We start from the raw sequence: 19,924 nt of genomic DNA, 5'->3' as shown, positions 1-19,924 counted from the left end.
CCATGCGCGACACGATGCGCCGCCTGGCCGCGACAGGAACGCTGCTGCTGGGCCTCGGCCTGGTGGGCGCGTGCGCCGGTGACGGCGGCGAACAGCCCGCCGCGAGCGCCCCCGCGCCCCAGGCCGCCTCCGGATTCCCGGTCACCATCACGCACAAGCTCGGCACCACCACGATCGAATCCGCCCCCCAGCGCATCGTCGCCCTCGGCGAGGTCGACCAGGACACCCTGCTCGCCCTGGGGGTGCAGCCGATCGCCATGGCCGAACTGACCGGCATCCAGGCCGACGGGCTCGCCCCCTGGACCGCGCCCAGGATCTCCGGGGCCAAGCCGACGCTGCTGAAGGCCGGTGAGTCGGGTTTCTCACTGGAGCAGATCGCCGCGCTCAAGCCCGACCTGATCCTCGCGGGCGGCGACTACTACATCGACAAGGAGTACGCCAACCTCTCCCAGCTCGCGCCGACCACCGCCTACGAGACCGGCCCCGCCGAGGACTCCTGGCAGACGGTGGCCCGCCAGGTCGCCAAGGCGGTCGGCAAGGCCGACGAGGGCGAGAAGCTCGTCACCGACGTCGAAGCGAGAATCGACTCGGTCAAGACCACCTATCCCGAGCTGGCCGGCAAGAAATTCGCGCTGACCAGCGTCTTCCCCTCGGGGAACATCGGCGTGCTGAAGTCCGACACCGACATCAGCGTCCAGCTCTTCGAGCAGTTCGGGCTGGTGCTGCCCGAGGAGATCAGGACGCTTCCCGGCGACGGCTTCGCGGCCGAGCTGAGCATGGAGAAGGTCAAGGTCCTCGACGTCGACCTGCTGCTCAGCCACTACAACGACGACGCCGCCACGCAGAAGAAGATCGAGGCCAACAAGCTCTTCGCCGGCCTCGACGTGGTCAGGCGGGGTTCCTACGTGCCACTGGACCTCACCGCGTTCTGGCCGCTGCGCACGCCGACGCCGCTGGCGGTCCCCCACGTGATCGACCAGGTCGTGCCACGGGTAGCCGAGGCGGCCAAGGCCGTCGGCGCGTCCTGACACACCCCGCCCACCCCTTCCCCTCCCGCCGCCTCGGTGGCGGGGGACCATCTCCTCAATACGTGAGAGGCGAACATGTCGAGCCCGGTCTATGACGTCGTGGGCATCGGTTTCGGTCCTTCCAACCTCGCGCTCGCGGTGGCACTGGAAGAGGAGCACGGCTCCGGCGTGAACGCGGTCTTCTTCGAGAGGCAACCCAGGTTCGGCTGGCACCGCAACATGCTCATCGAGGGCGCCACGATGCAGGTGCACTTCCTCAAGGACCTGGTCACCCTGCGCAACCCCGCAAGCCCCTACTCCTTTCTGTCCTACCTCCAGGACAGGGGGAGGCTGGTCGACTTCATCAACCACAAGACCATGTTTCCCACCCGGCTGGAGTTCCACGACTACCTGGAATGGGTCGCCGCCTCCTTCGCCGGCCTGGTGCGCTACGACTCCGAGGTCGTCGCGGTGCGTCCGTACGACGACGACACCCTCGAGGTCGTCGTGGAGCGCGGTGACGAGCTGCACACCTGCCTGACGCGCAACCTCGTGATCGCGGCCGGGCTGGAACCTGTGCTGCCCGACGGCGTGCGGCAGGGTGAGCGGATCTGGCACACCGAGGAACTGCTGGCCCGGCTCGAATCCCTCGGCGAGCGCGTCCCGGGACGGTTCGTCGTGGTCGGCGCCGGGCAGAGCGCGGCCGAGGCCGCCGAGCACCTGCACCGTACCTACCCGTCCGCGGAGGTCTGCGCCGTCTTCACCAGGTACGGTTACTCGCCGGCCGACGACAGCCCCTTCGCCAACCGCATCTTCGACCCGCAGGCCGTCGACCACTTCTTCTCCGCTCCCGAGGAGGTGAAGCGCATGCTGCTCGCCTACTCCAGAAACACCAACTACTCGGTGGTGGACCTCGACCTCATCGACGAGCTCTACCGGCGTTCCTACGCGGAGAAGGTCGCCGGCGTCGAGCGGCTGCGCATGCTGAACGTCTCCCGGCTGCTCGGCGTGGACGACGACGGCGACAGCGCCCGGGTCAGGATGTGCTTCCTGCCCACGGGCGAGGTGAGCACGATCGAGGCCGACGCGGTCGTCTGCGCGACCGGCTACCGTGAGCGCGACCCGCGAGACCTGCTCGGCGAGGCGGGCGAGCACTGCCTCACGGGTGAGACGGGCGAGCTGCTGGTGGAGCGCGACTACCGGGTCGCCACCGCCCCCGGCCGGACCTGGGGCGTCTACCTCCAGGGGGCCACCGAGGACACCCACGGGATCGCCTCCTCGCTGCTGTCCATGACGGCCGTCCGCACCGGAGAGATCGTGCGCTCCATCGCCCGGCGCTCGGCGGGGGTCCCCCAGGGGGCCGAGCCGTAACCGGCGTTCCGGAAGGTGGCGCCGAACGTCCCGACACGGAGCGATCAGCTACGTGACTCCATGTGTTCACTTGATTACCTTTGGTGTTGTCGTGTTCCGTAGGTAACCGAGGAGGATCATGAACACCTTCATCCGCAGTGCCCGCATCGGCCTGGCAGGGGCGGTTCTGGCCGGTGCCGGCCTGCTCGGCGTACTTCCCGCGACCGGCGCCCACGCCGCGTCGTCCCAGGCCGCACCGGCGGTCGTCTGCTCGCACACGACCGAGGCCGGCTGGATCTGCTACCTGCGGTACTGCGACCGTTACTACTGCTACTACGACTGCTATCCAACCCTGACCGCGCGCAGCAAGGGAGAAAAGCCCTCTGACACCATCCGGGTTCCCAAGCCCGAGGGGACACCTCCTGCCCAGATCACCAAGCCCTGACCGGCGGAGCCGTGACACCGTGGACCGGGTGCGCGCGGTCGTGCCGTCCACACTGGGAAAAGCGCACCGCGGGGGTTCCCGCGGTGCGCCGGGTAGCCGCCCGGACAGCCATCCGGCGCGGCCGTCCGGGTAGCTCCGGCCGGCCTCCACCGTCGACGGGACCGGGCTGAGCTCTTCTCGTCCCGGGGCTCGCTCCAGGACAAGCCGGACGCAAGAGGCTTCCAAGTCGACGTAGCCATTCGGGCGATGGGAACGTCCGGTTCAGGGGTGAAGGGCGAGCCCCTTGAGCACCTTGTCGACCCCGTTGCGCGGCCCGTGCACCGCGAGCCCGACCAGGCGGAGCTCATCGGAGGGCACGGCGCGCACCGCGGCCCGGTTGTCCTCGTCGTTGTCGGTCTTGAACAGCTCCTCCGTGTACAGGGCCACCTCCAGCCCGCGTGCCAGCGCGCGGGCGTGTGCCGCGGCGAGGCCGGGGCCGTCCGCGGCGTAGACCAGGACGGGCTGGCGGAACATCGCCAGGTAGTGGTTGCCGGACCCGTCGGCGTACGGCTCACCCATCACCTCGGGCCCGCCACCGGCCACGCCGCTCGCCAGGAACGCGGTGACGTTGAGCTTCTGCCAGACGGCGAGGTCCGCGCGCACCACAATGCCGATCTTCGTGTCGAAACGCATGTCCCGCAGCATCGTCGGACCCGCCTCGCCGGGTCTTGAACGCTCGTGCGGCACCAGAATGGATTCATGCCGGGTGACTGGTCGCGCTACTGGCGCTCGCCCCTGCCGGGGCTGGAGGCGATGCACGCCCACTTCGAGCGGCACACCTACCACCGGCACAGCCACGAGACCTACTCCTTCGGGATCACCGACGACGGCCGGCAGGCGTTCACCTGCCGGGGATCGGGCCACACGAGCACGGCGGGGATGGTGCTGGCGTTCAACCCGGACGACCCGCACGACGGCCGGGCGGCCGACGAGCTCGGTTTCACCTACCGGATCGTGCACATCGGCCCCGAGCTCGTCTCCGGTGCGCTGGCCGGGTTCGCGGGCCGCGCGGCCGGGCTGCCGCTGTTCGCCGAGCCGATCGTCCACGACCCGGTGCTCGCCGGAGGGCTGGGCCGCCTGCACGCCGCACTCCTCGGCGGAGCCCCCGCCCTGGTCGCCGACGAGCTGCTGGACGCGGTCATCCCCGCCCTGGTCCACCGCGCGGCCCTCAGCGGTCCCGCCGCGAGGGGTCCGCGGTTCCGGGCTGGGAGCCGGGGCGCGGCGGGCGTCGCCGGGCGCGTGGCGGAACTGCTCGAGGACGACTACCGGACCGACCACACCGCCGACTCCCTGGCCGCCGTGTCCGGATCCAGCAGGTTCACCGTCTACCGGGCCTTCCAGGCGGTGTACGGGATGGCGCCGAGCGAGTACCAGCGGCAGGTCCGCCTGCGCGTGGCTCGCGGGCTGCTGTCGCGGGGCACGCCTATCGCGGCCGTCGCCGCGGAGACCGGTTTCGCCGACCAGAGCCACCTGACCCGCTGGTTCGTCCGCTGGTACGGCATCACTCCGGGGGTCTACCGCCGTGCCACCCGCTGACGGTGAATCGCCGGCCCGCCCGGACCGTGGCTCGCCGGATTCCCTCGGCGGGCTTCGCCTGGTGACCTGGACGGTCAGCGGCCGCCATCCCGGCGAAGGTCTCCGGCCACGGCTAGTCGATCAGTGAGCCGCAGCTGATGTTGGCGGTGGCGGCGGTCATGGCGCGAGCGCGGTCGGAGGCGACGAAGGCCGCCACGTTGCCCACGTCGTCGAGCGTCGCGGCCCGTCCGAGCATCGTCATCTTCTCGATTCCCTCGACGACCGCCTCGCGCCCCTCGAAGCCCTCGGGGAGGGTCTCGGGCACGCCGCCGGTGCGCAGGGTCACGACGCGCACGCCGTGCGGTCCGAGCTCGGAGGCCAGCTGCCTCCGCATGGATTCGATCGCTTCGAACGCGACCTGGATACCTCCCAGGTAGTGGTCGCGCAGCGGGTGGCCCGAGCCGCCGAACGCCAGGATCACCCCCGAGCCCTGCCGCCTCATGTGGCGGGCGGCGGCCCGCGAGGTCAGGAACATCGTCCTCACCGCGGTCACGACCGGTCGTTCGTAGTCCTCCAGCGACATGTCGGCCATCGGGGTGCCCTGCACATCGCCGTGCGAGATCAGGTTGAAGGACACGTCTATGCTTCCGGCCTCCGCCGCCACGGCGTCGGCGTGCTCGTCGACCATCTTCGCGTCCAGCGCGTCGACCTCGGCCGTCCGCGCCACCCCGCCGGCGGCGCGGATCTCCTCGGCGACCTTCTCCAGCCTCGCCAGGGTGCGCCCGGCGAGGAAGACGGTCGCCCCCTCACGGGCGAAGGCGCGGGCGACCGCACCGCCGATGACCCCGCCCCCGCCGTAGATCACGGCGTTCTTGCCCTCCAGCAACATCTCGTACCTCCTGTTTGGTGGTTCTCCCGTCCGGATGTCGAGCACCGGAGCGGCCCTTCGCCCACGTGCCGGAACCGATGCGCCCGGCGAACGAGCCGGAGGCCCGGCCGGCCCGTCCCGGATCCCGCGCGTCTCTCAAGGACAAAATAACCTTGTACATAAAATTTTATTTTGTCAATGACCGGGCGACCTCTGGCACCCGATCGGACGTGGCGCGGCGGACCGGGGGACGCCGCCCCCCGTTTCCCTGCTCAAACGGCACATGCCGGTCATATGCCGTTAACCACATTCACGAGTGGCCGTTCACCGGTGCTCCTATCGTCGAGATCACTTGGAAAGTGGTTCTGCTGATCCTCGCCCTGGAGGTTCGTCGATGGAACGCCGCACATTCCTTCGCGCCTCGGTGCTCGGCACGAGCACCCTGGCCCTCACCGGAAGCCTCTGGCAGGACGCCCTCGCGGCCCCGGCTCAGAACGCCGCAGGTCCCTACGGCCCCCTGCTGGCCGCCGACGCCAACGGCATCCAACTCCCCGCCGGATTCACCAGCCGGGTGATCGCCCGATCCGGCCAGGTGGTCCCCGGCACCTCCCACACCTGGCACAGCGCCCCCGACGGCGGTGCCTGCTTCGCCGACGGCAGCGGCTGGATCTACGTGTCCAACTCGGAGATCAACCCCGGAGGCGGCGCCTCGGCGATCCGCTTCGACTCCGCGGGCAACGCCGTCTCGGCCACCTCGATCCTGTCGGGCACCCGGCAGAACTGCGCGGGCGGCGCGACACCGTGGAACACCTGGCTGTCATGCGAGGAGGTCGACCGGGGCTACGTCTACGAAACCCGTCCCTTCGGCGGCGCGGCGACACAGCGCCCGGCCATGGGCCGCTTCAAACACGAGGCGGCCGCCGCCGACCCGGTCCGCAAGGTCGTCTACCTCACCGAGGACGAGACCAACGGGCGGTTCTACCGCTTCATCCCCACCACCTGGGGTGACCTGTCCTCGGGCACGCTGCAGGTGCTGTGCGCGGGCTCGGCCACCTCAGGCTCCTTCACCTGGGCGAACGTTCCCGATCCCGACGGTTCTCCGACCGCGACCCGCAGCCAGGTCTCCGGATCGAAGTCCTTCAACGGTGGCGAGGGATGTCACTACGCGGGCGACACCGTGTGGTTCACCACCAAGGGTGACAACAGGGTCTGGCAGGTCAACGTCGCCGCCGGCACCTACGAGCTCGCCTACGACGACAACCTCGTCAGCCCCGGTACCGCGCCGCTGACCGGCGTGGACAACGTCACCGGCTCGACCTTCGGCGACCTCTACGTCGCCGAGGACGGTGGCAACATGGAGATCTGCCTGATCACTCCCAACGACACCATCTCCCCGTTCCTGCGCATCAGCGGCCAGGGATCCTCGGAGATCACCGGTCCGGCCTTCACCCCCGCCGGCAATCGCCTGTACTTCTCCTCCCAGCGCGGCACGTCGGGTTCCTCCTCCGGGGGGATCACCTACTGCGTGACCGGCCCGTTCCGCACCTGAGGGACTGCCGGGCCGTGCGGCGCCGATCGCATGGCCCGGCCGTCCGGTGGTTTCTCGATTCTAGAGAGACTCTCTAGAATCGGCTACGATTTTGCCATGGGACCTACTGCCGTCATCACCGGTGGCAACCGCGGGATCGGGCTGGCCACGGCCGAGGAGTTCGCCCGCCGCGATCACCGGGTGGTGATCGTGGCCAGGAATCCCGCCGCGGCGGGCGAGGCCGCCCGGCTCGGCGCCGATCTGGTCGCCGGAGATCTCTCAACTTTGAAAGGGGTCCGGGCTGTCGCCGAGGCGCTGGCCGGAACCTGCCCGCGGCTCGACGTGCTGGTGCACAACGCCGGGGTCTGGCCATCGGCGCGGCGGCTCACCGAGGACGGGTTCGAGGAGTCCTTCGCCGTCAACCACCTGGCGCCCTTCCTGCTCAACCACCTGCTGGAGGATCGCCTGACCAGGGTCGTCCAGGTCACCGCGGGCCTGTACGTCAAGGGCCGTGCCGACCTCGTGCGCACCCCGGCCGGTACGGACTTCTCTCCCCTGCGCACCTACGCCGACACCAAGCTCTGCAACCTGGCGCTGATGCCGCTGTGGGCCGAGCGCTGGAAGCCGCGGGGCATCACGATCGACGCCGTCCACCCCGGAGTGATCAGGACCGGGCTCGGCGACCGGGGCGGCCCGGTGGGGGTGCTGCTGAAGACCGCGAAGCTGCTGTGGAAGGCACCGGCCGACGGCGCGGCTCCGGTCGTACGGCTGGCGCTCGACCAGGCCGGCACCGGACGGTACTTCGACGTCGACCGTGAACTGCCCCTCGCCTCCGTGGCCGCTGACCTCGCGTGGGCGGGGAAACTGTGGACGCAGGCCGCGGAGCTGACCGGTGTCGCCTAGACAGCGGCGCGGCGAGGAGACCCGGGAGCGGCTGCTGGCGGCGGCACTGGACCTCTACGCGGAGAAGGGCGCCGACGGCTTCACCATGACGGCGGTGACCGCTACCAGCGGCGTCAGCGTCGGAAGCCTCTACCACCACTTCGGCAGCTTCGACGGGCTGGCGGCCGCCCTCTACGCGCGCTGCCTGTCCGAGCTGCTCGACGCCGTCATCGCCGCACTTGACGCGGTGCCGCAAGGGCAGGAGGGAGGCCCCCGTGACGGCACGGAGGCGCGGGCCGCCGCCGGCGTCCGGGCCGTGGTCACCGGATATCTCGGTTTCACCCGTGAGCACAGGGCCGCCGCGCGCTTCGTCCACGCCTCCGCCTACGCCGACTTCCTGGCCGCGCACGCGGATCTGATCGCGGCGGAGAGGGAGCCCAGGCTGACCTGGATCCTGGGCTGGCTGCGACCGTACGTCGAGGCGGGGCTGGTCGTGGGGCTGCCCGACGAGTTGATCGAGATGCTGGTCGTCGGCCCGGTCGCGGAGACGGCCCGCCGCTGGCTGGCCGGGGCCCCCGGCATCGACCTGGACGAGGCGTCCCGGCTGCTTCCCGAGCGGATCTGGCGATCCCTGCGGGCCGCCGAGGCCGCCGAAGCCTCGGTGACGAGGTAGGAGAGGTACGAGGTGCCAAGGGTGGAACGCCCCAAGATGGCGTGAATCACTTGATCGTACGCATACGGCATTATCACCCCCCTTGTTCATGTCTTTCGTACCCCTGTGGGAATTACCTCCTTGTAGAGAGTAAGGTTGCCCTGCCCTAATTTAGGTAAGGCTTTCCATCTCATGGAGTGACGGTGTTCGCCAGCTATCTCATCGGATTACGCGAAGGCTTGGAGGGCGCCCTCGTCGTCTCCGTGCTCGTCGCCCTTCTCGTCAAAAGCGATCGACGTGACCGGCTTCCCCTCGTCTGGGCCGGGGTCGGCGCCGCTCTCGTGCTGTCGATCGCGTTCGGCGCGCTGCTCACCTTCACCGTCGCCCATCTGGAGCACCGGCAGCAGGAGTTGTTCGATGCGACGACCTCGCTGCTGGCCACCGTGTTCGTCACCTGGATGATCTTCTGGATGCGGGGTGCCGCCCGTACGATCTCCGGTGACCTGCGCGCCAAGCTGAGCGAGGCCCTGGAGGTCGGCGCGCTCGCGGTGGCCGTGATGGCCTTCCTCGCCGTGGCGCGCGAGGGCCTGGAGACCGCGCTGCTGTTCTTCGCCTCGGTGCAGGGCGCCACCACCACCGCCGTCCCGCTGATCGGGATCAGCCTGGGCCTGGTCACCTCGGTCGTGCTGGGCTGGGCCATCTACCGCAGCGCGATGCGGATCAACCTGACCAGGTTCTTCACCTGGACCGGTCTCCTGCTGATCCTGGTCGCCGCCGGAATCTTCAAGTACGGAGTGCACGACCTGCAGGAGGCCGCCATCCTGCCGGGCCTGTCCACCTACGCCTTCGACATCAGCGGCGTGCTGCCCGCCGACTCCTGGTACGGCACCCTGCTGTCCGGGATGTTCAACATCACTCCGCAGCCGAGCGTGCTGGAGATGGTGGCGTGGGCCGTCTACGCGGTGCCCACGCTTATCCTCTTCCTGCGGCCGTGGCGTAGCCGCCCGACGCCCTCACCCGCCACCCCCTCGACCGACCCGCAGCCCGCGGGCTGAAACCGCCTGAACAGGACGATCATGCGTACTTTCCTTGCCATCGCCGCGGGTGCACTCGCTCTCACCGGCCTCGTGGCCTGCTCCTCCGAGCCCACCGCGGCCACGGGCGCGGGCGCCTCCGCCGCCCCGGCCAAGGGCGGCCCCGTCGCGGTGGCCGCCACCGACACCGAGTGCAAGGTCGCCGTCACCGAGCTGGCCGCGGGCACCTCGACGTTCGCGATCACCAACGGCGGTGCCAAGGTCACCGAGTTCTACGTCTACGCACCCGGTGACCGGGTCATGGGCGAGGTGGAGAACATCGTGCCGGGCCTGACCCGCGAGGTGATCGTCGAGCTGCCGGCCGGCAGCTACGAGGCCACCTGCAAGCCCGGCATGGTCGGCAAGGGTGTCCGCAGCCCGCTCAAGGTCACCGGCGAGCACAAGCCGCTCAGCGACGACGCCCAGCTCGCCGAGGCGACCGCCAGCTACAAGCGCTACATCAAGTCGCAGAGCGACACGCTGCTGATCAAGGCACAGGAGTTCGTCGACGCGGTCAAGGCCGAGGACATCGAGAAGGCCAAGGCGCTCTTCCCGGTCTCCCGCACCTACTGGGAGCGGATCGAGCCGGTCGCGGAGATCTTCGGCGACCTCGACCCGGCCATCGACGCCCGGGAGAACGATGTGGCCGAGGGGGAGGAGTGGACCGGCTTCCACCGGATCGAGAAGGACCTCTGGGTCAAGAAGGACATCAGCAAGGACGGCCCGATCGCCGACAAGCTGATGGCCGACATCAAGACCATCGTGGAGCAGTCCAACTCCGCCGAGCTGTCGCCGGTGCTGCTGGCCAACGGTGCCAAGGGCCTGCTCGACGAGGTGGCCTCCGGGAAGATCACCGGTGAGGAGGACCGCTACTCGCACACCGACCTGTGGGACTTCGACGCCAACCTGCAGGGTTCCAAGGCCGCGGTTCAGTCGCTCCGTCCCGTTCTGGAGGAGCGCGCCCCCGAACTGGTGAAGACGCTGGACGAGAAGTTCGCCGGGGCCGAGGCCGCGCTCGGCGCGCACCAGAAGGGCGACGGCTGGAAGCTGCACACCGAGCTGTCCAAGGACGACCTCAAGAAGCTGTCAGACGCGATCAACGCACTCGCCGAGCCGATCAGTAAGATCGCCGCGGTGGTGGCAAAGTAACGATCGTTCTAGGTGGGGGAGGGATGCGATGAGCGAGCGGATCAGCCGCAGGAAGCTGTTCGGCATGGGGGCGGCCGGCGTGGCGGTCGCCGGTGCGGGGGTGATCGCGGTGCGTGGGATCGGTGACGAGCCCGCGCCCACCACGGTCGCCTCCGTCTCCGACGCGGCCCCTTTCTACGGCGAGCACCAGGCGGGCATCGTCACCCCGGCACAGGACCGGCTGCACTTCGTCTCCTTTGACGTCATCACCGAGAAGAAGGCGGAGCTGGCCGAGCTGCTCCAGGAGTGGACCGCCGCCGCGGCCAGAATGACTCAGGGCCAGGAGGCGGGCACGTTCGGCGCGGTCGGCGGCCAGCCGGAGGCACCGCCGGACGACACCGGCGAGGCGCTCGGCCTGCCCGCCTCCGGGCTGACGCTGACCGTCGGCTTCGGTGGATCGCTCTTCGACGACCGGTTCGGGCTGGCCTCGCGCAGGCCGGCCGCGCTGGCCGACCTGCCGCACCTGCCCGGCGACGCGCTGCTGCCGGAGATCTCCGGCGGTGACCTGTGCGTGCAGGCGTGCGCGCACGACCCGCAGGTGGCGGTGCACGCCATTCGTAACCTGGCGCGCATCGGCTTCGGCCGGGTCTCGGTGCGCTGGTCCCAGCTCGGCTTCGGCCGCACCTCGTCGACCTCGCGCGCGCAGGCGACGCCGCGCAACCTGATGGGGTTCAAGGATGGCACGGCCAACCTCAAGCTGGAGGACGTGGCGCTGCTGAAGGAACAGCTCTGGGTGGGGCCCGGTGACGGCCCCGACTGGATGGCCGGCGGCAGCTACCTGGTCACCCGCAAGATCCGGATGCTGGTCGAGACCTGGGACCGGGCACCGCTGGCCGAGCAGGAGCAGATCTTCGGCCGGGACAAGGGAGAGGGCGCCCCGCTGGGCAAGAAGAACGAGTTCGACCTGATCGACTTCGAGGCCAAGGGCCCCGACGGGAAGGCCCTGATCTTCGACGACGCGCATGTACGGCTCGCCCACCCGTCCCACAACGGCGGTGCGCACCTGCTGCGCCGCGGCTACAACTACGTGGACGGCTCCGACGGCCTGGGGCGGCTGGACGCCGGCCTGTTCTTCATGGCCTACCAGCGCGACCCCCATCGCCAGTTCGTCACCGTGCAGCGCTCCCTGGCGGGCAAGGACTCCCTCAACGAGTACATCAAGCACGTCTCCAGCGCCCTGTTCGCCTGCCCTCCCGGCGTACGCGACGCGGGCGACTACTGGGGCCGCGCCCTGTTCTCCTGACCACCGAACGCATGTGATCGGCCATCGCCCGGCCGGCGACCCGCCCGCGAGAGCCGGTGCCTTGTGAGGGGCACGCCGGGTCCGGCGGGCGGGTCGGGGAAACGGACTGATCGCAAGGTCGGCACCGCGCCCCGGCCCGATCCGACGACGAGGGAAAGCCGCAGGCCGGCGGCTGTCGAGGCCGCGCCGATCAGCGGCCTTGCCTGCCCGTCGTGATCGTCGTCAGTCGGTGGGGCTGGGCGTTGGTGATCGGTTGTCAGGAGGGTCGTTAAGAGTCGGCCGGGATCGCCGCGGAGGGGTGGGTGTCCGATTCGGTGATGGCGGTCCGTGAACCGAGGTAGGCGTCGAGGACGTCGGGCAGGGTGAGCACCTGGTGGGGTGGGCCGGCGGCCAGGAGCCGGCCCGAGCGGAGCACGGTCACGGTGTCGCAGCAGGCGGTGATCAGGTCCATGCGGTGTTCGACCAGCAGGACGGCCACCCCGCGGTCGGCGACGGATCGGATCAGGTGGCCGAGTTCATCGGCTTCGTTGTTGTCCAGGCCTGCGGCGGGTTCGTCGAGCAGCAGGACCGATGGTGCGGCGGCGATCGCGCGAGCGATGGCGACCAGGCGCCGGCGTCCGAAGGGCAGTTGTTCGGGTTTGAGGTCGAGGTCGGGTACGAGGCCGCACTGGTCGATGGCATTCAGGGCGTCGGCGTTCAGGTGGATGCGGCCTGGATGGACCAGATCAGTGAGATAGCGGCTGGCGCGGCCGTCGTCACAGGCGACGGCGAGGTTCTCACGCACGGTCAGGTCGGAGAACAACTCCAGGGACTGGAAGGAGCGGATCATGCCGTTGCGGTTGCGGCGGCGCACGCTCCAGGTGTTGATGGCGTCGTCGCCGAGGTGGATCGTGCCGCCGGACGTGGCGACGAATCCGGTGACCGCGTCGATGAAGGTGGTCTTTCCGGCTCCGTTGGGTCCGATGAGACCGTGGACCTGCCCGGGTTCGAGGCGCAGTGATACGTCGTCGATGGCGTGCACGCCGCCGAATGCCACCCGTAGACCCTCCACGCGCAGGGTGCGCTGCTTTGTGACCCGGCTGGTCCGGGGTGGGGTGGCTGCCGTTGATCTGGTGCTGGGGAAGGAGGCCGCGGGAGACGGGCTCGGCAACCGCCTGTACGAGGGGCGGGCCCGGTACACCTGGGACGGCGAGGTGGCCTACGGGCACATCGAACGCAGCTGCCCGTTCGCGGTGGGAGAGTGAGCCGGTCGTGGAGCGCGCACAGACCTACCTCGTACCCGAGATCGAGGCCGTATGCTGGCTGCTCCGCAACTCGGTCGACGTGCTGCAGACCTCGATCCGCCCGGCGCTGGCCGGTCTGCCGGCCGCTCATGCCACCCGATGCGTCGAGGTGCTGGCCGCCGCGGTCGACCAGCTGACCCGGCTGGCCGAGAACGGTGGTGAGCCGCCGGTCTTCCCGGCGCTCGCCGACGAGCTCGCTGACATCGACCGGATCCAGGAGCGGCTGGCGGCGGTGAAGGCTCCGCCGGCGGCGCGGACCTCGCCCGCAGGGCAGGAGTCCCCGGTGCGGCACGACCTCGAGGCCGAGGAGCTGGAGTCGTACCTGCGGGAGCACCCGCGCGGCGGCGCGAACCTGCGGCTGCACCATCTGGAGCGGATGGCCGGCGGGCGGTCGAAGAGCACCTACGCACTGACCGTCCACGACGCGGCCGACCTCCCGAGTGACCTCGTCATCCGCAAGGACCAGGAGACGCTCCTCAACAACACCTCCGTGGTGTCGGAGGCCAAGCTGCTCGAGCGGCTCCACCGGACGGGACTGAAGGTTCCCCAGCCGTTCCACCTCGAGTCCGACCCCGAGGCCCTGGGGTCGCCGTTCCTGATCCTGCAGCGTCTGGGGGGGACGACGGCCGGGGAGGTCTTCGACCCGCCCAGGAACGAGCGGCTGGCGCTGGCCCTGGCCGAGCAGGTGGGCCTGCTCCACTCCCTCGACGTCGGCGGCCTGGCCGACGATCCGTTCCTCGTGACCAAGGACGTCACGGGCGATCAGCTGTGCGAGCAGCTGGCCGCCTTCCGCGCCACGGTGAACGAGTTCAGTGAGCCGTACCCGAGCGTGCTCGGAGCGCTGGACTGGCTGGACGAGCACGTCAGGGACTTCGACGAAGAGGTGCGGCTGGTCCATGGGGATCTGGGCTTTCACAACGTCCTCGCCGAAGGTGACGAGCTGACCGCGGTGCTGGACTGGGAACTGGCGTCCCTGGGCCATCCGGCGCGTGATCTCGGATATCTTCGCAGCACGATCGAAATGATGACGGATTGGGACAAATTCCTCGACGCCTACCACGCGTCCGGCGGGGTCAGGTGTGATCCGCACGCGGTGGACTTCTACATGCTGTTCTCGAGCGTGTGGCTGTACCAGCACCTCGCCCGATCCGGCCGGATGCGGCTGAAGTGGGACGCGCGGAACATCGAGTACACGATCTCTTTCGCCGTGCTGGGGCCCAACATGCGATACCGCCTGGCACGGCAGTTGGACGGCGTGCTGACCCGCGGCTGACGTCTCAGCGTGTCCCGGTGAGGCGGGACCGTCGAGGAGAGCGGAGGATGATGAGCAAGCAGGACGACAAGTCCGTCCATGTGGAGGTCGTGGTGGCCATCACCTGGGAGGAAGGCCGATACTCGGCCCGATGCCTGGGGGTGGGCGACCTCACCTGCCGGGGAGACACCATGGTGGATGCCGTGCTGGACCTCGCCGAGCAGTTGTCGCGCCACTTCTCCGCCGGCGGTTCCCCGGTCGGCCGCCCGGACCGTTCCGAGCTTTGGCAACCGCTCCCGGTGGAGATGCTGACGGCACTGGACGTGGCCGTCAACTGATCCCGCCTCCCGCGCCCGGCGACCCCCGCCTGTCCCGGCCGCCTGTTCCGGTCGTCGCGGCCGAATTCGGCGATCCCCAGCGACCCCGGACCTCCGAAGGCGTCGTCGCCTCCGGCCGGAGACAGGCGGTGAGCACGAGATGTCTCGTGTCCGTAGACCACGAAGGAGAATCATGACGGAACCCGGTACCCATCCTGACCGCGAGACCATCCGCCAGGCGGTGCTCAACTACATCGAGGGCCTGGAGAACTCGGACTTCGACGCCGTCGCGGACCTGTTCACCGACGACGCCTTCTACTCCCACCCGCCCTATGACCCGGACAGCCCCAAGCGGGCCGAGGTCAAGGGGCGCGAGGCGCTGCGCGCCCTGCTGAAGGGGCGGCGCGGCAGCCGCAAGTGGCACCACGAGATCCAGTCGCTCTTCGTCGCCGACGACCGCTGCCTCGTCGAGGGCGTCGTCCGTGAGTTCGAGGGCGGCCCGATCAGGTCCTCGTTCGCGGGATCGGGGACGTTCGACAGCGAAGGCCGGATCAGCCGCTGGGTGGCCTACCGCAGCGTGCCCGCGATCGGGGAGTCGCTGGATTAGGCGGATGGTGGATCAACGCAGGGTTCGGCAGAACATGTCGAGGGTGATTTTGATGATCTCGGCCGTTTCCTCCGTACCGGAGCCGCCGGAGGACTGCGACATGAGACGCAGGGTGCCGGCGCGGAGCACGCCCCAGGCGAGTTCGGCCCGCAGCGCGGGATGGTCACATCCCGCCTCGCGGAGCACGTCACCGAGCGGTTCGATGAGCGACTCGTGCAGTTCGTTCAGCCGTTCCCGGCACTCGGGCGGCAGCCCGAGCGTCAGCGACGCCGGGATCAGTGCGTAGTCGGGGCTGCCGATGAACTCCAGCGCGGTCCTGCCGTACGCCCGGACCTGCTCGTCGAGTGACGCGGCGGACCCGTCGGGCGTGGTCCCCGCCACGGTGGCGCGCAGGCGATCGGCCCAGCGGGGGAAGGCCTCCTCGGTGAGCTGGGCGAGGATGTCGGCGGTGGAGGAGAAGTAGCGGTAGACGCTGGAGCGGGCCAGGCCGATCCTGGCGCCCACCGCCGCCGGGGTGAGCGCGTGCACACCCTGCGCGGCCAGGATCTCGCGCGCCGCCTCCAGCAGGGCGGCGTGCTGGTTGGCCCGGTGGGCGGCGACGGTCGCCGCGCTGATCCTTGGCATCTACACCTCCAGGTGGCGTCCTCCAGTATCGGGCTCGGGCGTCCCTGCTCCGTCCTCGTCCTCGGGGTCTCGGGCGGGAGCGGCGGTGCGCGGAAGCAGGAACGTGAAGCCGAGCCCGGCCAGCAGGACCAGCCCGGTGATGACCGGCACCCTGCGGGTCGCCTCCGTGGCGCCCGCGACCGCCGCCGCGTGGATGGCCGGGTCGCTCAGCTCCGGGATGGCCGCGCCACCGCTCTCCTGCACGGCGTTCGCCACGCTCGTGCGGACCTGCTCCGGGTAGGACGCCATGTTCTTCTCGACCGACGAGCCGAGCCCGGTGACCAGCACCCCGCCCAGGACGGCGACCCCCAGCCCCGCGCCGACCTGGCGGATCGCGCTCTGCAACCCGGAGGCCTGGCCCGCCTGCCGGGCGGGCACGTCGGCCATCAGCACGCTGGTGAGCTGGGCCGTGGCGAAGCCGATGCCGAAGCCGTAGACGAGCATCCAGGGCACGATCCGCCACACGCTCATGCCGGCCTCAAGGGAGAGACCGATGCCGACGGCGCCCACGACCTCCAGGGCGAGGCCGATCTGCACGACCGTCCGCGAGCTCAACTTCCTGGTCAGGCCGGGAACCACGCCGCCGGCCAGGAAGGTGCCCACGGCGAGGGTGGCGATGATGAGGCCGGCCGTGAACGCGCTGTGGCCGAGCGCCGACTGCAGGAACAGCGGCAGCACCAGGATCACGCCGAACTCGCCCAGCGCCACGATCATCGCGGCTATCGCGCCGTAGCGGAAGCCGGGCAACGTGAACAGCGTCAGGTCGATCAGCACGGGGCGCCCGGCCCGCTCGCGGCGCCGCTCCAGCAGGATGAAGGCGGCCACGGCCAGGATGCCGATGCCGAACGCGAAGGGCACCGGGGAGACCTCCTCGAACCGCAGTCCGAAGAGTTCGGCGGCCCGCAGGGGAGTGAGCCAGCCGTACTTCTGACCCTCGATGAGGCCGAAGACGATGGAGAACACGCCCAGTACGATCAGCGCGATGCCCAGCGGGTCGTGGCCGGTGGCCCGATCCTCACGGGAGGAGGGGATGCGCAGCGCGCCGAGCAGGACCAGCGCGCCGATGGGCAGGTTGATCCAGAACGCCGCGCGCCAGCCGTGGTCGGTGACCAGCCAGCCGCCGACCAGCGGCCCGATGGCGGCCATCCCGCCGACGATCGAGCCCCAGATCGCGAATCCGATCACCCGCTGCCTGCCGAAGTAGGTGGAGTTGATGATCGCGAGCGTCATGGGCATGGCCATCGCGGCACCCACTCCCTGGATCCCCCTGGCCCCGATCAGCATCGCGCCGCTCCCCGCGATCGCCGCCAGCAGGCTCGCCACCAGGAAGACCACGATGCCCGTGGCGAACAGCCGCGGCCTGCCGCGCTGGTCGCCGATCCGGCCCAGCGGGATGAGCAGGGACGCGAACACCAGCAGGTAGAGGGAGTTGACCCACTCCACATCGGTGACCGTGAGCCCCAGATCGTCGATCATCGCCGGAACGGCGACGTTCACGATCGTCGCGTCGATGACGACCATCGACACGCCGACCGCGAGCACGAAGAGAGGCAGCCAGCTTTGACGAGAACTTGGCGACATCATGTCGCGAACTATAGCAACATCATGTCGCTATCTATCCGGGCGTGCGTCGATGTTCCGCGTAGGACGGTCAATGGACTGGGCGCGACCCGGGTGGGCCGGGTAGGGTGGCGATCAACAGCGATGACGGAGACGAGTAGCGCCTCGATCACCGGAGTCGGAGAGAGCCGCCGGCAGCTGCGAAGGCGGACTCCGGCCGGGGTGTGAAGACCCTCCCGAGCTGCGGGGAAGAACGGCCTCCGGGCCCAGTAGAGTCCCGCCGAATCGCCCACGTCAAGGGTTTGCAGAGGCCACGCCGCACAAGCCGGCGGTGTGGCGAAGGTGTGGTGGCACCGCGAGGATCCCGCTCGCCCACGCCTCTCAGGGGACGCGTTGCGAACCAGAGGAGGTCACCACCATGCAACGCATCCTGTCCACCCAGCTGTCCGCGCACGTCGGCGAGACCGTACGTGTCGCGGGCTGGATTCACCGTCGCCGACTGCTGAAGTCGGTCGCCTTCCTGATCCTGCGCGACGCCGCCGGCCTGACCCAGGTCGTGGTGTCCGAGGAGGCCGTCCGCGCTCGGCTGGAGGCCCTGCCGGAGGAGACGACGGTCTCCGTCGTCGGCACGGTCACCGTCGAGCCGTCCGCGCCGGGCGGCGTCGAGATCACCTCGCCGGTGATCGAGGCACTGACCGACCCCGCCGAGCCGGCCCCGTTCGACCTCTACCGGCCCGACCTGCGCGCGAGCCTGCCGACGATGCTCGACCACGCGCCGGTCGCGCTGCGCCACCCGAAGCTCGCCGCCACCCACCGCATCGGCGCGGCCGCGGTCGGTGGCTTCCGTACGGCGCTCGAAGCGATGTCGTTCGTCGAGATCCACACCCCGAAGATCGTGGGCGCGGCGACCGAGAGCGGCGCCAACGTCTTCAAGCTCGACTACTTCGGCCGTCCGGCCTACCTGGCGCAGTCCCCTCAGCTCTACAAGCAGATGATGGTCGGCGTCTTCGAGCGGGTCTACGAGGTCGGACCGGTCTTCCGCGCCGAGCCGAGCGACACCGCCCGCCACCTGGCGTCGTACACGTCCCTCGACGCCGAGATGGGCTTCATCGAGGACCACCGCGACGTCATCGCCGCGTGCCACGCGACTGTCGGGGGCATGCTGGCCGGCATCCGCGCGTCGGCCGGTCCCTCACTTGAGCTTCTCGACGTCACCATGCCCGCGCTGACGGAGAGACCCGTGGTGGTGCACTTCACCGACGTCCTTGAGATGCTCAGTAAGGCGACCGGCCAGGACATCACCGCCGAGCCCGACCTCGCACCGGCGCACGAGCGCTGGATCGGGGAGTGGGCCCTGCGCGAGCACGATTCGGACTTCGTGTTCGTCGAGGGCTACCCGACCGCGCACCGCGCCTTCTACACGCATCCGGACCCGGCGCGGCCCGGCTACTCGCGCGCGTTCGACCTGATATTCCGTGGCCTGGAGCTGGTCAGCGGCGGCCAGCGGATGCACCGGCACGCCGACTACGTGCGAACGCTGACCGCGCGCGGCGAGAGCGACCTGTCGGCGTACTCGGGATACCTCGACGCGATGCGCTCCGGCATGCCGCCGCACGGCGGCTTCGCCTTCGGGCTGGAAAGGTTCATGGCACGCCTGCTCGACGTGCCGAACGTACGCCAGGTCACCCTCTTTCCCCGCGACCTGCACCGGCTCGCTCCGTAAACGACCCGCTTGTGGCCGAGGTGGGGGAGGCCGGCGTCCCGGACGATGGTGGGATCAGGTCCGTGGACGCCGGCCTTTTCATCCGGTCCACGCCCGGTACGGGGGAGCCGTCGGGGTGGACCGGCTCCAGGGTCAGCGGGATCGGGGGACGGTCCCGTCTGCCCGGAGATCTGGGAAGGTTGTGGCTGCTAGGGGCGGGTGGGAATCTGCCAAGACCCATGCGATCTTCGATGCGGAACGCGTGGTCGCGTACGGCGGATCGGGGCCGATAATGCGGCCGGCCTGGGAGAACCGGCGGCCGAGCACGTCGCCCCCGCACACCAAGATCGGCGGCAAGAGCGTGCTGGTACGAGGGCTGAACGTGCCCGCCTCCACGCTGCCCACCCCGCTGGCCGTCCCGGTCGTGACCGGCGCCAGGCTGCGCGGCGGGAGCGTGAACTCTGCCCGCGGCGCGGCCTGGTTCGTCCATGAGCCGATTGGCGCGGCTCGATCAGCGGGTGCGAGCGCCACTGGGTTTGGCCTATGTGCCGGCGCTCAAACGGCGCAAGGGCCTGTGGGCGCCCGCCGATGCCGAGCACACCCCGATCGACGCCGCCCGCGCTCTGGCCTGGGGCTTGGACGCTCCCGCCGACTGGACGCGCGTGCGGCGTCGTTTCCGTGACGGCCATACCGAGACCTGGTGGGCGGCTGATGCCCGGCTCCGGCCGTGGCAGAACGATCCCACCGGCC

The 19,924-nt window shown here is 69.9% G+C and carries 21 protein-coding genes; 16 read left to right on the top strand and 5 right to left on the bottom strand.

Features of this window, described 5'->3' with window-relative positions:
• Window positions 1-2 precede the first annotated feature (2 nt).
• The 3 genes from ABZU75_RS30510 to ABZU75_RS30500 all read left to right on the top strand — a co-directional run bounded on the left by ABZU75_RS30510 (window position 3) and on the right by ABZU75_RS30500 (window position 2,802).
• The gene (locus ABZU75_RS30510) at window positions 3-1,028 is read left to right on the top strand and encodes an iron-siderophore ABC transporter substrate-binding protein (RefSeq protein ID WP_355561538.1); all 1,026 of its coding nucleotides are present in this window, start codon (window positions 3-5) and stop codon (window positions 1,026-1,028) included.
• 75 nt (window positions 1,029-1,103) lie between these two features.
• Window positions 1,104-2,378 carry a lysine N(6)-hydroxylase/L-ornithine N(5)-oxygenase family protein gene (locus tag ABZU75_RS30505; RefSeq protein WP_355561535.1) on the top strand — a complete coding sequence of 425 codons (1,275 nt, stop codon included), beginning with the start codon at window positions 1,104-1,106 and terminating at the stop codon, window positions 2,376-2,378.
• Window positions 2,379-2,496: 118 nt separating this feature from the next.
• Window positions 2,497-2,802 (top strand): hypothetical protein, encoded by a 306-nt coding sequence (locus ABZU75_RS30500; RefSeq protein WP_355561532.1) that lies wholly within the window; start codon window positions 2,497-2,499, stop codon window positions 2,800-2,802.
• A gap of 261 nt (window positions 2,803-3,063) precedes the next feature.
• On the opposite strand, the gene ABZU75_RS30495 is transcribed toward ABZU75_RS30500, so the two are convergent.
• Window positions 3,064-3,474: a DUF2000 domain-containing protein gene (locus tag ABZU75_RS30495; protein WP_350959385.1), complete on the bottom strand. Its 411-nt coding sequence runs from the start codon at window positions 3,472-3,474 to the stop codon at window positions 3,064-3,066.
• A 66-nt stretch (window positions 3,475-3,540) separates the two neighbouring features.
• On the opposite strand from ABZU75_RS30495, the gene ABZU75_RS30490 reads away from it, so the two are divergent.
• On the top strand, window positions 3,541-4,377 hold the full coding sequence (locus ABZU75_RS30490; protein WP_355561529.1) for an AraC family transcriptional regulator: 837 nt from the start codon (window positions 3,541-3,543) through the stop codon (window positions 4,375-4,377).
• 112 nt (window positions 4,378-4,489) lie between these two features.
• Here the strand turns inward: ABZU75_RS30490 and ABZU75_RS30485 are convergent, their stop codons facing one another.
• Window positions 4,490-5,245 (bottom strand): SDR family oxidoreductase, encoded by a 756-nt coding sequence (locus ABZU75_RS30485; RefSeq protein ID WP_355561526.1) that lies wholly within the window; start codon window positions 5,243-5,245, stop codon window positions 4,490-4,492.
• 373 nt (window positions 5,246-5,618) lie between these two features.
• Between ABZU75_RS30485 and ABZU75_RS30480 the strand changes: the two genes are divergently transcribed.
• The 6 genes from ABZU75_RS30480 (at window position 5,619) to efeB (ending at window position 11,790) form a co-directional block, all read left to right on the top strand.
• Window positions 5,619-6,773, top strand: coding sequence for an alkaline phosphatase PhoX (locus ABZU75_RS30480; RefSeq protein ID WP_355561523.1), 1,155 nt, complete (start codon window positions 5,619-5,621; stop codon window positions 6,771-6,773).
• A 96-nt stretch (window positions 6,774-6,869) separates the two neighbouring features.
• Complete coding sequence (locus ABZU75_RS30475; RefSeq protein WP_355561520.1) at window positions 6,870-7,655, top strand: SDR family NAD(P)-dependent oxidoreductase; 786 nt, start codon at window positions 6,870-6,872, stop codon at window positions 7,653-7,655.
• Window positions 7,645-8,307 (top strand): TetR/AcrR family transcriptional regulator, encoded by a 663-nt coding sequence (locus ABZU75_RS30470; protein ID WP_355561517.1) that lies wholly within the window; start codon window positions 7,645-7,647, stop codon window positions 8,305-8,307. Before ABZU75_RS30475 ends, ABZU75_RS30470 begins: the two co-directional genes overlap by 11 nt.
• A gap of 182 nt (window positions 8,308-8,489) precedes the next feature.
• Window positions 8,490-9,341 (top strand): iron uptake transporter permease EfeU, encoded by an 852-nt coding sequence (efeU, locus tag ABZU75_RS30465; protein ID WP_355561514.1) that lies wholly within the window; start codon window positions 8,490-8,492, stop codon window positions 9,339-9,341.
• Window positions 9,342-9,362: 21 nt separating this feature from the next.
• Window positions 9,363-10,508 carry an iron uptake system protein EfeO gene (gene efeO, locus ABZU75_RS30460; protein ID WP_355561511.1) on the top strand — a complete coding sequence of 382 codons (1,146 nt, stop codon included), beginning with the start codon at window positions 9,363-9,365 and terminating at the stop codon, window positions 10,506-10,508.
• A 28-nt stretch (window positions 10,509-10,536) separates the two neighbouring features.
• Window positions 10,537-11,790 (top strand): iron uptake transporter deferrochelatase/peroxidase subunit, encoded by a 1,254-nt coding sequence (efeB, locus tag ABZU75_RS30455; RefSeq protein ID WP_355561508.1) that lies wholly within the window; start codon window positions 10,537-10,539, stop codon window positions 11,788-11,790.
• Between the two features lie 268 nt (window positions 11,791-12,058).
• Here the strand turns inward: efeB and ABZU75_RS30450 are convergent, their stop codons facing one another.
• Window positions 12,059-12,826 carry an ATP-binding cassette domain-containing protein gene (locus ABZU75_RS30450; RefSeq protein ID WP_355561505.1) on the bottom strand — a complete coding sequence of 256 codons (768 nt, stop codon included), beginning with the start codon at window positions 12,824-12,826 and terminating at the stop codon, window positions 12,059-12,061.
• Between the two features lie 58 nt (window positions 12,827-12,884).
• Between ABZU75_RS30450 and ABZU75_RS30445 the strand changes: the two genes are divergently transcribed.
• The 4 genes from ABZU75_RS30445 to ABZU75_RS30430 all read left to right on the top strand — a co-directional run bounded on the left by ABZU75_RS30445 (window position 12,885) and on the right by ABZU75_RS30430 (window position 15,249).
• The gene (locus ABZU75_RS30445) at window positions 12,885-13,034 is read left to right on the top strand and encodes a hypothetical protein (RefSeq protein ID WP_355561503.1); all 150 of its coding nucleotides are present in this window, start codon (window positions 12,885-12,887) and stop codon (window positions 13,032-13,034) included.
• A 7-nt stretch (window positions 13,035-13,041) separates the two neighbouring features.
• A complete protein-coding gene (locus tag ABZU75_RS30440; RefSeq protein WP_355561500.1) occupies window positions 13,042-14,346 on the top strand; it encodes a phosphotransferase family protein in 1,305 nt (434 codons plus the stop codon).
• Window positions 14,347-14,393: 47 nt separating this feature from the next.
• The gene (locus ABZU75_RS30435; RefSeq protein ID WP_355561498.1) at window positions 14,394-14,663 is read left to right on the top strand and encodes a hypothetical protein; all 270 of its coding nucleotides are present in this window, start codon (window positions 14,394-14,396) and stop codon (window positions 14,661-14,663) included.
• A 172-nt stretch (window positions 14,664-14,835) separates the two neighbouring features.
• On the top strand, window positions 14,836-15,249 hold the full coding sequence (locus tag ABZU75_RS30430) for a nuclear transport factor 2 family protein (RefSeq protein ID WP_355561495.1): 414 nt from the start codon (window positions 14,836-14,838) through the stop codon (window positions 15,247-15,249).
• A gap of 12 nt (window positions 15,250-15,261) precedes the next feature.
• Here ABZU75_RS30430 and ABZU75_RS30425 read toward each other — a convergent pair whose 3' ends face one another.
• The gene (locus ABZU75_RS30425) at window positions 15,262-15,873 is read right to left on the bottom strand and encodes a helix-turn-helix domain-containing protein (RefSeq protein ID WP_355561492.1); all 612 of its coding nucleotides are present in this window, start codon (window positions 15,871-15,873) and stop codon (window positions 15,262-15,264) included.
• On the bottom strand, window positions 15,874-17,496 hold the full coding sequence (locus tag ABZU75_RS30420) for an MFS transporter (RefSeq protein WP_355561489.1): 1,623 nt from the start codon (window positions 17,494-17,496) through the stop codon (window positions 15,874-15,876).
• Between the two features lie 394 nt (window positions 17,497-17,890).
• On the opposite strand from ABZU75_RS30420, the gene aspS reads away from it, so the two are divergent.
• Together aspS and ABZU75_RS30410 are read left to right on the top strand one after the other, a co-directional pair.
• A complete protein-coding gene (gene aspS, locus ABZU75_RS30415) occupies window positions 17,891-19,195 on the top strand; it encodes an aspartate--tRNA(Asn) ligase (protein WP_355561486.1) in 1,305 nt (434 codons plus the stop codon).
• 467 nt (window positions 19,196-19,662) lie between these two features.
• A partial coding sequence (locus tag ABZU75_RS30410) for a hypothetical protein (RefSeq protein ID WP_355561483.1) occupies window positions 19,663-19,924 on the top strand: 262 nt, incomplete at its 3' end.

The sequence above is a fragment of the Streptosporangium sp. NPDC005286 genome (genome assembly GCF_040607515.1).
Taxonomy (GTDB): Bacteria; Actinomycetota; Actinomycetes; order Streptosporangiales; family Streptosporangiaceae; genus Streptosporangium.
This window is presented reverse-complemented; position numbering and strand designations above follow the sequence as displayed.